Source organism: uncultured Brachybacterium sp., assembly GCF_947500705.1.
Lineage (GTDB): Bacteria > Actinomycetota > Actinomycetes > Actinomycetales > Dermabacteraceae > Brachybacterium.
The window spans coordinates 137,175-151,735 of record NZ_CANMSY010000006.1 but is presented as its reverse complement, the minus strand read 5'-3'; the positions used below and the strand labels follow the sequence as shown (position 1 = coordinate 151,735).

At 71.0% G+C, this 14,561-nt stretch carries 10 protein-coding genes; 3 read left to right on the top strand and 7 right to left on the bottom strand.

Annotated elements, in window-relative coordinates:
- The 4 genes from Q0937_RS12190 to Q0937_RS12175 form a co-directional block, all read right to left on the bottom strand.
- On the bottom strand, positions 1-993 hold the full coding sequence (locus tag Q0937_RS12190) for an NAD(P)-dependent oxidoreductase (protein ID WP_299303966.1): 993 nt from the start codon (positions 991-993) through the stop codon (positions 1-3).
- The gene (locus Q0937_RS12185) at positions 990-3,692 is read right to left on the bottom strand and encodes an alpha/beta fold hydrolase (RefSeq protein WP_299303964.1); all 2,703 of its coding nucleotides are present in this window, start codon (positions 3,690-3,692) and stop codon (positions 990-992) included. The genes Q0937_RS12190 and Q0937_RS12185 overlap by 4 nt, the downstream gene beginning before the upstream one ends.
- A complete protein-coding gene (locus Q0937_RS12180; protein ID WP_299303962.1) occupies positions 3,686-4,717 on the bottom strand; it encodes a 3-oxoacyl-ACP synthase III in 1,032 nt (343 codons plus the stop codon). Before Q0937_RS12180 ends, Q0937_RS12185 begins: the two co-directional genes overlap by 7 nt.
- 77 nt (positions 4,718-4,794) lie before the next feature.
- A complete protein-coding gene (locus Q0937_RS12175) occupies positions 4,795-5,769 on the bottom strand; it encodes a sugar phosphate isomerase/epimerase (RefSeq protein ID WP_299303960.1) in 975 nt (324 codons plus the stop codon).
- A gap of 66 nt (positions 5,770-5,835) precedes the next feature.
- On the opposite strand from Q0937_RS12175, the gene Q0937_RS12170 reads away from it, so the two are divergent.
- Both Q0937_RS12170 and Q0937_RS12165 read left to right on the top strand, forming a co-directional pair.
- A complete protein-coding gene (locus Q0937_RS12170) occupies positions 5,836-7,065 on the top strand; it encodes an enhanced intracellular survival protein Eis (protein WP_299303958.1) in 1,230 nt (409 codons plus the stop codon).
- 28 nt (positions 7,066-7,093) lie between these two features.
- Positions 7,094-7,702: a thymidine kinase gene (locus tag Q0937_RS12165; protein WP_299303956.1), complete on the top strand. Its 609-nt coding sequence runs from the start codon at positions 7,094-7,096 to the stop codon at positions 7,700-7,702.
- Positions 7,703-7,745: 43 nt separating this feature from the next.
- On the opposite strand, the gene Q0937_RS12160 is transcribed toward Q0937_RS12165, so the two are convergent.
- A complete protein-coding gene (locus tag Q0937_RS12160; protein ID WP_299303954.1) occupies positions 7,746-8,114 on the bottom strand; it encodes a hypothetical protein in 369 nt (122 codons plus the stop codon).
- 274 nt (positions 8,115-8,388) lie between these two features.
- On the opposite strand from Q0937_RS12160, the gene Q0937_RS12155 reads away from it, so the two are divergent.
- The gene (locus Q0937_RS12155) at positions 8,389-11,847 is read left to right on the top strand and encodes a bifunctional proline dehydrogenase/L-glutamate gamma-semialdehyde dehydrogenase (protein ID WP_299304067.1); all 3,459 of its coding nucleotides are present in this window, start codon (positions 8,389-8,391) and stop codon (positions 11,845-11,847) included.
- A 159-nt stretch (positions 11,848-12,006) separates the two neighbouring features.
- On the opposite strand, the gene Q0937_RS12150 is transcribed toward Q0937_RS12155, so the two are convergent.
- Both Q0937_RS12150 and Q0937_RS12145 read right to left on the bottom strand, forming a co-directional pair.
- Positions 12,007-12,846: a hypothetical protein gene (locus Q0937_RS12150; protein ID WP_299303953.1), complete on the bottom strand. Its 840-nt coding sequence runs from the start codon at positions 12,844-12,846 to the stop codon at positions 12,007-12,009.
- Positions 12,847-13,061: 215 nt separating this feature from the next.
- Entirely contained in the window at positions 13,062-14,450 is a 1,389-nt protein-coding gene (locus Q0937_RS12145; RefSeq protein WP_299303951.1) for a UTP--glucose-1-phosphate uridylyltransferase, read from the bottom strand.
- Positions 14,451-14,561 lie beyond the last annotated feature (111 nt).

Here is a 14,561-nt window from a genome sequence, read left to right as displayed (position 1 = left end):
TCAGGCGACCGGGTGCTCGCGGAACCAGGCGGCGAGGTGCGCGTTGCCCTCGTCGATGCTCACCCGCGGGGTCCACTGCAGGCGGGCGCGGGTGCGGCGCTGGTCGAACCAGTGCGCGGTGGACATCTGCTCGGCGAGGAATTCGGTCATCGGCGGTTCGTCGTGTCCGGGCCTCTTCTCCCAGATCCGCTCGATCACCCGACCGGCGAAGCGGGCCGCGGAGCCGGGGACCTTGAGGGTAGGTGCCGGGACTCCGGCAGCCTCGCACCAGCCGGCGAACACATCGCGCACGGTGCGGGGTTCACCGTTGGAGACCACGAAGCTCTCCCCGTGCACATCCTGGATGCGGTCATGCGCGGCGACGATCGCCTCGGCGGCGTTGGTGACATAGGTGGTGTCGATCAGGGCCATGCCCTGGTCCAGCAGCGGCAGCCGGCCGCTGCGGGCACGATCCACGATTCTGCCCACCAGCTGGGTGTCGCCGGGGCCCCACACGATGTGCGGACGCACGGAGGTGACCAGGAGCCCGTCGGTGCCGTCGGCACCCATGGCCAGCAGCTCTGCGGCGGCCTTGGTCCGGGCGTAGCTGCCGCGGGCGCGGGTCGGGTCTGCGAGGGTCGCATCGAGGCCCACGATCGCGCGGCCCAGATGCGCGACCGACGGCGAGGACACGTTCACCAGTGCTCCCCCACCGTTCGCGCGCAGCGCGTCGACCACGTGGCGGGTCCCCTCGATGTTGATCGCGCGGTACTCGCTCTCCGGGCCGGAGATGGACACCTTCGCGGCGAGGTGGATCACCGCGTCGGCGCCGCTGACCGCGCGGCGCACGTCCTCCGCCTCGGTGAGCGATCCGCACACGTCCTCGACGCCGTCGATCCCGGCAGGACGGCGCTGGAAGGCGCGCACGGTGGCGCCGCGATCCCGCAGTGCGGTCGCGACCGCTCCCCCCAGCATCCCGGAGGCCCCGGTGACCAAGATCGTGGGCGCGCTCACAGGGCGTCCGCCTTCTCGCCCTGCAGGGTCTGCTCGGACCAGCGGGACAGGGCCGCACGGTCGATCTTCGAGTTGTGGCGGATATCCGTCGGCAGCGCGCGGGTGGTGAACACCGCGACGACCTCGGCGCCGGAGCGCTCCCGCACCGCGCGGCGCACCGCCTCCTGCAGGGACGGCTGGGCGGGGTGGGGCCGGCCGGCCTTGCCGGGACGGTAGCCGTCCTCGGTCTCGAGGATCACCACCACCTGCTGGGTGCCGCGGGGGCCCACGACGGCCGCGCCGGCGCGGCGCACCGTCGGCACCGACTCGGCGGCGTCCTCGACCTGGACCGGGGTGAACAGGCCGTCGGCCGTGGCCAGCACATGATCCGCGCGGCCCTCGACCCACAGCCGCCCTTCGGCGTCGAGGTGGCCGACGTCGCCTGTGGCGTGCCAGCCGGTGAAGCGCATCGAGGTGTGAGTGGTGCCCCAGAGCATCAGGTAGCGGTCCCGCACGTGCGGCCCGCGCACCAGGATCTCTCCCACGTCACCGGCTTCGCGGGTGATCTCCCCGGTGGTGCGTCCCAGCTCGTCCATCACGGCGATCGCGATCTCGACCCGGGGCACGGGGCGGCCGACGCAGACGCCGGAGCCCTCGCCCGCCGCGTCGATGCCCTCGAGGTCGATCGCGGCCACGGCGAGGCATTCGGTCATGCCGTAGGGCGTCAGCGCGCGCGCACTCGGCATCAGGTCGCGCAGCTCGCGCAGCAGGTGCGCAGGGATCGGGGCGCCGGCGGAGAAGAAGCTCGCGGCGCGGGCCATCGCGGCGCGGCCGTCCGCGTCGAGCTGGTCGGCGGTGCTCAGGATGTTCCGCAGCGCGGCCGGGGCCGTGAACACGGCCGGCTCGCCGAGGGCGTCGATCGCCTCGGCCAGCGCCGGGGCGGTCAGCTCGCCGGGCCGGGTGATGTCCATGTCCGGCACCACCGTCGGCGCACCGAGCGCCGGGCCCAGCAGCGCGAAGGTCGCGAAACCGGCGACCAGACCGCGCTCGGGGGCCAGCTGCAGGGTGTCCCCCACCGCGGTGAACATCGCACCGAGCTGGCGGTGGGTGAGCACCGCACCCTTGGCGGGGCCGGTGGAGCCGGAGGTGAACAGGATCGCGGCATCGGCCTCCGGGGCAGGCCAGGCGGCGTCCAGCGGGGCGCCGAGCTCACGCTGCAGCGACCCCGAGCGGGCGAGCTCGGCGATCGAGGTCTCCACGCCGAGGGCCACCCGGTCCACGGTGGGCAGCTGCTCGACGGAGAGCCGGCGACCGGGCCAGCCCAGGGCGCGGGCGCCGACGAGCGCCTTCTTGATGCCGATGAACCAGTCGGGATGGGAGCCGATCGTGGCCCGGGTGAGACCGGGCAGGCCCAGCCCGGCGTCGGCCACCACGGCGACGGCGCCGATGCGGAAGCAGGCGTAGAGCACGCCGGTCAGATCTGCGCCGGGGGTGATCAGCAGGCTCACCCGGTCGCCGGGGCGCACCCCATGACCGAGCAGGCCGGCGGCGATGTCGTCGACCCGGCGGTTCAGCAGGGACCAGGAGATCTCCCGCCGCTCGCCGTCCTCGCCGCCCAGTTCCACCACGGCGGGGCGGTGGGCGTGGCGGGGGTCGCCGGCGAGCTCGGCGATGGGCGCTCCGATGTGCCGCTCGGGAGCAGGCTCGGCGTAGGAGGAGACGGCGCGCCAGGCGGGCGCCTCGGTGCGGGGCTCCTCAGCAGTGCCGAAGTTCGTCTCGAGCCAGTCCGCGACCAGTCCGGCGACGTCTGCGTCCTCCCACACCAGGTGGGAGGCCTTCTCGAAGCGGTGCACGTCCGCATGCGGGACCCGCTGGATGAGGTCGCGCAGGAAGCGGTCGTGGAAGGTGATGTCCCGCGGGCCCCAGGCGAGCAGGGTGGGGACGTTCAGCTCCTGGATCCCGGCGGCGACCCGCTCGAGGGTGGGCCGGGAGGGGTGGTTCGCGGCTGCCGGGATGTCGGCGACGAACTGGTCGATGCCGAGGCGGCGCGAGCGACCGCGATACGGGGCGAGATAGGCATCCTGGACCTCGCGCGGCAGCGCCGGCTTCGAGAGCGCGAGAGTGGTGCGCAGGAAGGTGTCGGTCACGGACGTCGAGGGAGTGCGGAACCACGGCGCGGTGGCGAGCTGCAGCGCCTTGGGGAGCGCCTCCTCGAGCTGCTGGTGGACACCGGTGTTGGTGAGGATCATCCCGACCACGTCGTGGCGGTTGTCCAGTGCCCAGCCGGCGGAGATCAGGCCGCCCCAGTCATGGCCGACGGTCACCACCGGGCCGCGCAGGGACAGCGCGTCGGTGAGCAGGGACAGGTCCGTGATGCGGTCCTGGTAACGGCGCTTCATGCCGGTCCGCTCGGACCAGCCCATCTCCAGCTGGTCGACCGCGATCAGGCGCCAGGGGATGTCCGCACGCACCAGCGAGCGGAACAGGAAGGAGTAGGTGGGGTTGCCGTGGACAGCCAGCAGGGTGCCGCGCGGCGTGATCCCGCGCTCCGCGAGCAGCGGACCGGAGTCCAGCAGGTGCCAGCGACGCTGCTCGCCGGAATGGTCGCGCACCTGGAGGATGCGGCTGAGCCGGGGATCCACGCCGGGCATCGCCGGGATCGCAGGGATCTCGTCGGAAGAAGCGCGTCGACGCCCTGTGCTGCCGGTGGTGTTCACCACTGGACCTCCATCATCGCCGTGTTCAGACCTGAGCCGACACCCATCAGCAGCACGCGCTGCCCTCGCTCGATGTCGTTCTGCACGTGCGCGAGCGTCATCGGCACCGCTTCGGCGGCGACATTTCCCCAGTCCCCGAGGGTCATCGGGATGCGATCCATCCCCACGCCGGTGATCTTCGAGAAGTTCCGGATGTACACCGTGGAGACCTGGTGCGGGATCACGAGATCGAGCGTCTTGAAGTCGTACCCCGCCGCATTGGCGCCCTTCCAGGTGTCCAGGATGAGCTGGATGCCGTTCTCGAGCAGGCCGGCGGAGTCGGTGCGCATGTCCTGCATGTCGGCCACGCACAGCTCGTGGTGCTCGGTTCCGGCCCGGGCCTGGGTGTGCTTCAGGCGGTGGCCCTCGGGATGCTCGTCGGCCGGGCCGAGGACGGCGGCGGCGGCGCCCGATCCCAGGGTCAGCGAGGCGAACTGGTTGTTGAAGTCCGCGCGGGTGGAGGTCTTCGCGTTGAGTCGCTCCACCGTGCCGCGCTGCACTTCCTCGACGTCCTCTGCGCCGACGACCAGGGCGTACTTGATCTGCCCCGAATCGATCATGGCCGACGCCATCGTCATCGCGTTGACGAAGCCGAGGCAGGCGTTGGTGATGTCGAAGTTCATCGCACTGGTGGGCAGGCCCAGCGAGTGGTGGATCCCGGTGGACACCGCCGGCTCGAGGTGCTGGCGGGAGACGGACGCATTGATGAGCAGGCCGACCTGGTCGCGCATGATCCCGGCCCTGGCCATGGCGCGCTCGGCGGCGAGCACCACGCCCTGCTTCCAGCCGTTCTCGGTGTCGCGCCACCAGCGGCGCTCATAGACCCCGGCGACCCGCTGCAGCACGCCCTTGGGCAGGCGCAGCCGCTTGCGTGCCGGCGTGAGCATCTCGTCGATCTCGTCCGAGGTGACCGTGACCTGCGGAAGGCTCATCTCGATCGCGAGCAGGCTGGTGTTCCTGTGGACGATCCCTGTGTTCCCGTTCCCCATCAGCGTGCGCTACCTCGTCCGTCTGTGTGTGTCGTTGCCAGATCGTGTCATTCTCCCACCCATGCCTGGGGAGACGCTCAAGGGGTGGCCGATCCCACGTCGCCCTCGTTCCTGTCCTCCAGCAGATGCCCGAGGTGGTGGCGGGCGAAGGCGAGGCTCTGTCGAAGGGTGCGCTCGCGGATCTCCGGCTTGTTGCTGGTGGTCACCTCGAGCAGCACTGATCCTTCCCAGCCACGGTTGGCCAGTCGTCGCAGCACCTCGGCGCAGGGCTGGTTGCCCTCGCCGGGCGCGAGGTGCTCGTCCTTCGTCGAATTGCCGGAGCCGTCGGCGAGATGCAGATGGGTGAGCCGGTCGCCGAGCCGCTCGATCATCTCCAGCGCGTCATCGCCGGCGGTCGCGGCATGCGAGAGGTCGACGGTGACGTGGGCATAGTCCTCGTCGGTGGGGTCGTGGTCGGGCAGATAGTTCAGCAGCTCCCGCACCCCGAGCCGCCACGGGTACATGTTCTCCACCGCGATCGCGATCCCGTGCTCCTCCTCGAGCGCGGCGACCCCCTCGACGAAGCCTTTCGCATACTTCCCCTGCCATCGGAAGGGAGGGTGCGCCACGATCGTGGGCACCTCGAGCTCCTTCGCGATCTCGATCGTGCGCTCGATCTTCACCCAGGCGTCCCGGCCCCACAGGCCCTGCAGGAGGAACAGGGTGGGCGCATGGAGGGAGAGGATCGGCTGCTCGTACCGCTCGGAGTACTCGCGCAGGAGCATCGGGTCCTGGCTGTCCTTCGGATAGGAGACCATCACCTCCATCCCGTCGTACCCGATCTCGTGCGCGAGCCGGAATCCCTCCTCGACCCCGGCAGGGAACACCGAGGAGGTGGACAGGCCCACCGGGATCCGGCGCTGCGGGTCCTGGTCGCTGCGAGGGTCACCCGCCGTGAGCCGCTTGGACAGCTTCTCGCGGGCGGTGCGCTGGGCGGTGCTGGGCCGGGTGTAGGGCTTACGGGCCTTGCCCGGCGAAGCGTCCGTCGACGTACGGTCCTGGCGTGGGCTCACGGCATCTCCTCGGGGCTGAGCGGGCCTCGTCAGTATGCAACAGCGGGCGCGCCTAGACTCCTCAGCATGCCTGTTCGAGATCTCACCGCCCAGGACTTCGTCACCTACAAGACGATGAGCGCCGGCGCCTTCGGAGGGTCCTACGATCCCTCCTCCGCGACCGCCCGGCAGGACTTCTCCCCTGGTGAGACCGCGATCGGCATCGATGCGTCCGGGCTGCCGGGCGGTCTGGACGGGGTCCTCGCTGCAGGCGCCCGGATCCGCCATGACCAGATCACCCTGGGCGGAGGCCTGGCGCGCTGCGGCGGCGTCGCCGGTCTCGTCGTCCACCCCGCCCATCGCGGCGACGGGCTGTTCAGGACGCTGCTCACCGCGGTGATCGCCCGCTGCGATGCGGAGAGCCTCCCGGTCTCGATGCTCTATCCCTCCCATCCCGCGCTCTACCGCCGGTACGGCTACCAGGTGGTCGCGCGGGGTCAGTCGCTGATCGTGCCGCTGGTGGAGCTGCAGCGGATCCCTGCCGTGCCGGACCGGCGCCTGGTCCCGGTCACGGCGGCCACGATGCCCCGCCTGCGGGAGCTCTACCACCGCCTGAGCTCGGGCGACAACGCGATGCTCCGCCGCGAGCCGCCGCTGTTCGCCGAGGGCCTGCCCGGTGCGGGCTGGTCCGCGCTGCTGCTCCAGGACGGGTCCGGCACCGATCACGGCTACCTGTCCTGGACCCGGCACGGCCAGGACCCCCGCGGCGTCGGCCTCGACGTGCACGAGCTGATGGGCCACACCCGTTCCGATCGGCTGGCCCTGCTGCGCTCCCTGGGTTCCTGGTCCACGGTCACGGAGCTGGTCCGGCTGCGGGTGCGCACCGAGGACCCCGTGCTCGATGTGCTCCCCGGCGCCGGGACCCGCCCCAGCCCGGAGCCGGTGCCGCTGGTGATGATGCGGGTGATCGACACCGCCGCGACCCTCCGCGCCCGCCGCGCACCGGAGCAGCTGGGCGGCCGCATCCGCCTGGTGGTCGAGGACGGGACTGTCCCTGCGGGCACCTGTCGCGCCGCCGGCACCTTCCTGGTCTCCGCGGACAGCGGCACGATCGCGGCGGAGCCGGAGAGTGCCGGGGCGGAGGTCCTCGGCACCGTACGGCTCGACATCCATGCCGCGTCCCTGCTGCTGATGGGCGGGCGTTCCCTCGCTGATGCCCGTCGCCTCGACCTCACCGCAGCGGCCGACCCGGCCGCCGAGACCTTCCTGGATGCTCTGCTGGCCGGTCCGCGGCCGAGCGTCATGGACGCCTTCTGATCCCGACATCGAACTCCGGAGCACCCGCATGGCCAAGCTGCATTTCAAGTACGGAGCGATGAACTCCGGGAAGTCCGACACCCTGATCAAGACCGCCTACAACTACGACGAGCGCGGACTGGCCACGCTCACCGTGAAGCCCGCGCTCGACACCAAGGGCGAGGACTGGGTGGTGGCCCGCGGCGGCGCCAGGCGCCTGGTCGATGTGCTCGCCGCCGCCGGTGATGATGTGCGCGCGAGGGTCAATGCGACGGCCGACGAGCGCGGGCTGCGCCCGCTGCACTGCGTGCTGGTGGACGAGGCGCAGTTCCTCGAGCCCTCGCAGATCGACGACCTGTTCAAGATCGCCAAGCAGGACGGCATCTCGGTGATCTGCTACGGGCTGCGCGCAGACTTCCGCACCGCGATGTTCCCCGGTGCGAGCCGGCTCTTCGAGCTCGCCGACAACATCGAGAAGCTGCCCACCATGTGCCGCTGCGGTTCGCAGGCCGAGTTCAACTGCCGCATGGTCGACGGCCGCTTCGTCTTCGAAGGGGAGCAGGTCGCGATCGACGGTGCGGAGGTGACCTATATGTCGCTGTGCGGGCCCTGCTTCATGCAGGAGCAGGAACGCGCCGGCGTCACCGTCCTGGGGTGACACCGGCGCGTTCGGGAACTGCGCTGCTAGGCGGTCGAACTGCTCAGGAGCTGAGCGGCTTGTCCTCGCCCACCTCGGCGTCGCCGCCGGCATGGGTGCTGGTGGAGCTCTCGTCGCCGCTCCTGTGATCTTCACGAGCGCTGCCGATCCGCTCCTTGGCGCTGCCGGCCGCGCCGGCGACCGCGCCCTGGACGTTCGAGGCGACCTCGGGGGCCTTCTCCTTGACCGCACCGGCGGTGTCATGGGCGACCTTGCTCGCGGTGTCCTTCGCCTGCGCGGCACGTCGCTGCACCTCAGGATCGTCGGCCACGTGGCGTGCGGTGCGCTCGAGCGACTCATAGGGTCCGCGACCCGCGCGGGATCCGACCACGAAGCCGATCGCGAGTCCGGCCAGGAAAATGAACTTCTTCATCACTGCCTCCAGCATCGTCCGGTGTCTGTGTCACGCATCGTGCCACAGGAGGCGCGTCGGGAAAGGACTTCACCGACCGAGCGGTCCACAGCGGCTCCGTGTGCGCGCCTGTCCTCAGGCCTGACGCGCTCGTCCCACTTCGGTTCCCTTTCGGTCACAGAACCTCCACGTCCGGGTCGTCGCAGGCTCTCCGGCCGCCACCGCGAGGACCTACGATCGGAGGACCGCAACGCCGCCGTGATCAGTGAACGAGAAGGAGACTTCGTTGTCCCCCGTGCCCCCCTCGCAGTCCCCGCTCGACGACTCCCCCACCACCTCGTTGACCGTGGACGAGGTCGCCGCGCAGGTCCACAGCTGGGTGCACGCCGCGGCACTCCGCCCAGTGCCAGGACCTGCGCAGATGCTCTCCGATCTGCTGCGGGATCCGAAGGGCCTGGACTTCACCCTCGCCTTCGTCGACCGTGTGATCCGCCCTGAGGATCCGCACGCCGCGGCAGTGGAGCTGCGCCGCCTCGCCCAGGACCCGCCGGCCTTCCTGCCGGCGCCGCTGCGCCGGGTGCTGGGGCTCGGCGGCGCCGCCTCCTCCCTCGCTCCGGGCGTCGTGGTGCCCACCGCTCAGGCCGCGATGCGCCGCATGGTCGGCCACCTCATCCTCGATGCCCGTCCCCGCCAGCTGGGCGCCTCGATCGCGCGCCTCACCGCCGACGGCACGGAGCTCAACATCAACCTGCTCGGGGAGGCGGTGCTCGGCGCGCAGGAGGCCTCCCGCCGGATGCAGGGGCTGCGCGAGCTGGTGGCCCGCGAGGACGTCGACTACGTCTCGATCAAGGTCTCCTCGCTGGTGGACCATCTGCCGCTGTGGGCCGCCGCCGAGACGGTCGACCACACGGTCGAGACACTGCTTCCCCTCTACCTCGACGCCGCCCGCCGGGAGCAGCCCACCTTCCTGAACATGGACATGGAGGAGTACCGGGATCTCGAGCTGACCCTGCAGGTCTTCGAGAAGCTCCTGGACCGGCCCGAGCTCGAGCACCTCCACGCGGGCATCGTGCTGCAGGCCTACCTGCCCGATGCGCCCACGGCGATGGCCCGCGTGCGACGCTTCGCCGAGCGGCGGGTGGCGGCCGGGGGCGCGCCGATCAAGGTGCGCCTGGTCAAGGGCGCGAACCTGGCGATGGAGCAGGTCGAGGCCGCGGTGCACGGTTGGACGCAGGCACCGCTGCTGTCGAAGGAGGAGACCGACGCGCAGTACAAGCGGATGCTGCTCGAGGCGCTGCATCCCCGCCGCCTGACGGCGGTCCATCTGGGCATCGCCGGCCACAACCTCTTCGACGTCGCCTTCGCGCACCTGCTGATGCGCGAGCGCGGCATCGGTGCCGGTCCCGGCCACGGCGTCGAGTTCGAGATGCTCGCCGGGATGGCGCCCGGGCAGCAGGCCGTGGTGCGCGAGGCCACCGGCACCATGCGGCTGTACGTGCCGATCGTGCACCCGCGCCACTTCGACGTCGCCGTCTCCTACCTGGTGCGCCGTCTGGAGGAGAACGCGTCCTCGCAGAACTTCCTCTCCGCCGCCTTCGAGCTGGACACCTCCGAGGAGCTCTTCGAGCGGGAGCGGCAGCGGTTCACCGGCGCCCTGGATCGGGCGCTGCGGGAGATCTCCCTGCCCACCCATCGCGACCAGGACCGCATCGCAGAGGTCGCAGGCAGCCGGGGCCGGCTGCAGCTGAGCGCCCCCGGTCTGCCGGCGGTGCCTGGTGCCTTCCGCAACACGCCCGACACCGACCTTTCGACCCCCGCGAACCAGCAGTGGGCCGCGCAGATCACCCATCGCATCCGCGGCTCCGAGCTCGGCCAGGACGAGGCGCGCACCGCGCGGCTGACCACCGTGGACGCCGTCGAGGCGACCGTCTCCCGCGCCCTGGCGGCACAGCCCGCCTGGGCCGGGCTCGGCGTGGAGAAGCGCGCCGGGATCCTGCGCAGGGTGGCGGGCACCCTCGCCGCGCATCGGGCCGAGCTGCTCGAGGTGATGGCGGCGGAGACCGGCAAGACCCTCGAGCAGGGCGATCCTGAGGTCAGCGAAGCGATCGACTTCGCGCTCTACTACGCCGAGCAGGCCGAGCAGCTCGCCCGGCAGGACGGTCTGCAGGGCACGCCCCGCCCGCTGACGCTGATCACTCCGCCCTGGAACTTCCCGGTCGCGATCCCCACCGGCGGGGCGCTCGCCGCGCTCGTGACCGGGAGCAGCGTGATCATGAAGCCCGCTCCCCAGGCTCGTCGCTGCGGCGCACTCGTGGGGCGACTGCTCCATGAGGCCGGTGTCCCCCGGGACGTCTTCACTCTGGTCGACGTACCGGAGGACGAGGTGGGCCGGGCCCTGATCTCGGACCCGCGGATCGATCAGCTGATCCTCACCGGTGCCTCGGACACCGCGGCGCTGTTCGCCTCCTGGCGACCCGAGCTGCGGATCCTCGCTGAGACCAGCGGGAAGAACTCGATCATCGTCACCCCGCAGGCGGACCTCGACCTGGCGGCCCGAGATGTCGCAGCGAGCGCGTTCGGCCACGCCGGGCAGAAGTGCTCCGCCGCCTCTCTCGTGATCACGGTCGGCTCGGTGACCCTCTCGCGACGCTTCACCGCGCAGCTCGCCGACGCGGTGCTCAGCCTCCATGTGGGTCGGCCCACCGACCCGACCGCGCAGATGGGCCCCGTGGTCGAGGCTCCCGGGGAGAAGCTCCGCTCGGGGCTGACCGAGCTCGCGGACGGTGAGGCCTGGCTCTCACGCCCGCGCCAGCTGGACGACTCCGGCACCCTGTTCTCCCCAGGCGTGCGCACCGGGGTCGAGGAGGGTTCCGCCTTCCACCTCACCGAGTACTTCGGGCCGGTGCTCGGGGTCATCCACGCCGAGACCCTCGAGGAGGCGGTGCGGATCCAGAACGGCACCGCCTTCGGGCTCACCGCCGGGCTCCATTCGCTCGAGCCCGCCGAGGTCGCCTGGTGGACGGAGCACGTCGAGGCCGGGAACCTCTACGTGAACCGGGGCATCACCGGGGCGATCGTGGAACGGCAGCCCTTCGGCGGCTGGAAGCGCTCGGCCATCGGCCAGACCGCGAAGGCGGGCGGGCCGAACTATCTGGTCCACCTCATGGACTGGGCCGACGACGCCGGCGCTCCCGATGTGCTCTCCGACCCGGAGACCTGGCTCGCCTCGGCACGGCACAGCGATCGCGAGCACTTCTCGAGCACCTTCGCTCCCCGCGACGTGCAGGAGGTGCACGGGGAGATCAACGTGCTGCGCTACCTGCCGCTCCCGGTGATGATCCGCGCCGCCTCCGGCATCTCCCCGCAGGAGCTCGAGCGGGTGCTGCACGCCGCAGCGACCGTCGGCGCCGAGGTGGAAGTCTCCGTCGCGGACCACGAGCTGGTCTCGATCGCCGAAGCGGCGGGTGCCGCGGTCACGCTCGAGGACAGCGTCGCCTTCGCAGGCCGCATCCCCGCCCTCACCCAGACCCGAATCCGTCTGATCGGCGAGCCCGACGCGGCGCTGCGCCGGGCGATCGCGGAGCGCATCGAGGTGGCGCTGTTCACCGGAGTGGTGGTCTCCAGCGGACGGATCGAGATGCTCCCCTTCGTGCACGAGCAGGCGATCAGCGCCACGGATCACCGCTACGGCAACCCGCTGCCCCACCCGCTGGATCTCACCGGCGGCCAGGGCTGGGCCCGCGGCCCGCGCTGAGCCCCGCCCCAGCACGCGGCTCGCGCCGATTCGACCCCCTCCGGCCCCGGCACGCGTCGAGATCGACGTTCGGTACAGATTGCGCCAAGCATCCTGGTCCGTTCGTCGATCTCGGTGCTTCGGCAGCGCGCCGGAAGCGATTCTGCACGACGGCCGTGGTCACGCCGACACCGTCCATCCCTGCCGAAGAAGGGCGTCGCGGACCCGGTCCACGGCCTTGCGACAGCCGTACTGGAGGTCCTCAGCCGTGGTGCGCACCTCGACCCATCCTGCCCGGGCCCGCCGCTCGCCCCGGGCGATGTCTCTCGCCTGCTGCTGCGGAGTGAGATGAGTGGGCCCGTCGTGCTCCAGCGCAACGCGCCACGTCGCCCAGTGCAGATCGGGCTGGCCGAGATCGATCCGAGCCCCGAGCCTGTCGACTCCACCGACCGGGCGCACATTCGCCAGCGGTTCCGGGAGCCCGGCCCTGACCGGGGCGAGTCGCAGCGTGGTCTCGGCGGGTGAATCGCTGTCGCGACGCACCTGTGCCACCGCCGCCTCGAGCAGCTCCTCGAGGCGCGCATAGGGGACCGACCGCCCCTCGTACTCCGGCCGCGGCTGGCGGACCAGGTGATCTCCGATCGCGACGAGCCCCTCGAGGCGAAGCACCCCGGAGAGGTCGATGAGGGTGCGGATCCGCCTCGTGACCTGCACTGCCGGCTGATGATCCAGCGACATCGGGGTGGTCTCGAGATGACTCCACCGCACCAGCGCGGACCCCCGCCGTGGCGGTGCCGAGGACGCCAGATGGATCCGGATGTCCACCGTGCGGCCCCCGGGCCGATGCACAGATCTCCCGTTCACGCGTCGCGAGGGGAGCGGGACGGAGACCACCTCATCCGCCAGGACTCCAGGCAGCGGGATGCCCCAGAGCCGTGCGGCGGTGAGACCCGCTGCGAAGGTGCCTCGATCCCGCCGACAGAACGCGGCGACGATGTCCACCTCGGTGATCGGCCGCACCGCCAGTGCCCACTGTCCCCGGTCCAGCGACGCTCCACAACCTGCAGGTCAGCGGCAGGACGTGACGGACCCTCCACAGGGAGAGTGCACTGATGCCGCTGATCGTGAGGCTCAACGCTCACCGAGGACCCGGTGCTCATCGAGATCGACGTTCGGTACAACTTCGCTGAGCGAATGTGTTCCGAACGTCGATCTCGCGGCAGGATCCGGAGGGGTCAGCCAGCCGTGGCGGTGCCGACGCGGGCCCCTTCGGGGACCTCGCCGCCCTCTTCGCCGAGCACGGCGTCCCCGACCACGGAGACGTCGGCGCCGAAGGTCCAGTCGCCCTGCACGTCCAGGCTGCTGGCCTCCTTGAGGGAGGGCACGCCGTGCGGGAAGCGCGGCTCGAAGTCCTGGATCAGCTTGTAGGCGCCAGCCTGCAGCGACACCGCCGGCACCGTGTCGACCTGCTGCACGAGCGCGGCCCGTTCGTCGAGGGCGTAGGCGTCCGAGCGCACCAGCAGCAGATCGCTGGTCGCCTTGACCGGCAGGAAGCGGTCGCGGCCGACGACGATCGCGGTCGCACCGTCGAACACCTCGATGGCCGCGCCCATCGCGGATTCGATCTGGAAGACGGGGGTGGTGGTCTTGTCCGCCGGGTTCACGGTCTTCTCGTTGCGGATCAGGGGCAGGCCCATGATGCCGCCGCGCTCCTCGAGCACCGCGGCCATCTGCTCGAGGTCGAACCAGAGGTTGTTGGTGTGGAAGAACGGATGGCGATGCTCATCGGTGAAGTAGTCCATCTCCTCCTCCGGGGTCTGCGCGGTGTCGCGCAGGATCAGCCGGCCGTCGGACTTCCGCACCGCGAGGTGACCGCCCTTGCGATCGGCGGGGGTTCGACGGCACAGCTCGGCGGCGTAGGGCGCGCCGGTCGAGGCGAACCAGGAGGCGATCACGGGGCTCGGCACGGTGCCGAGGTTGTCGGAGTTCGAGACGGAGGCGTATTTGAAGCCGGCGTCCAGCAGCTGCTGGAGCAGGCCGGAGGTCTGCAGCGCGGTGTAGATGTCGCCGTGGCCGGGCGGGCACCACTCGAGCGAGGGGTCCGCCTCCCAGTCCACGGGGGTGAGATCGTCCTTGCGGAGCTTGGGCTCCTTGTTCTGCAGGAAGTCCAGGGGCAGATCGCCAACAGGCAGATCGGGATGCTTCGCGAGCACCTCGAGGGTGTCCTCGCGGGTGCGGAAGGAGTTCATGAAGATCAGCGGCAGGCGGGAGCCGGTGCCGCGGCGCGCGGCGAGGACCTGCTCGACGATGATGTCGAGGAAGCTCTTGCCATCGCGCACGGGCAGCAGCGACTTCGCCTGGTCCAGGCCCATCGAGGTGCCGAGCCCGCCGTTGAGGTTGATGATCGCCAGCTGGTCGAAGACCTGCTTGGCGTGACCGACGTCGATCTTCACGTCCTCGAGCAGGGGCGGGTCGAGGTACGGCTCGATCGTGTCCTCCGGGATGGTGCCCGTGACGCCCTGTGCGAGCTGCTCGTAATAGTGGGAGAAGACGTCGATCGCGGTCTGTGCGACCCCTTCGTCGGCCATCTTCTGCTGCGCGGCGGCGAGTCCTTCTTTGCTCATGGGCCCAGGGTATCGGGACGGACAGTCGGTGCGCGCCGTACGCAGCCGAGGGGCGCAGACGTGCAGACTGCCCTCGTGGCTCTCGGCCGCCCTGTTCGAGCCTCTCGACGA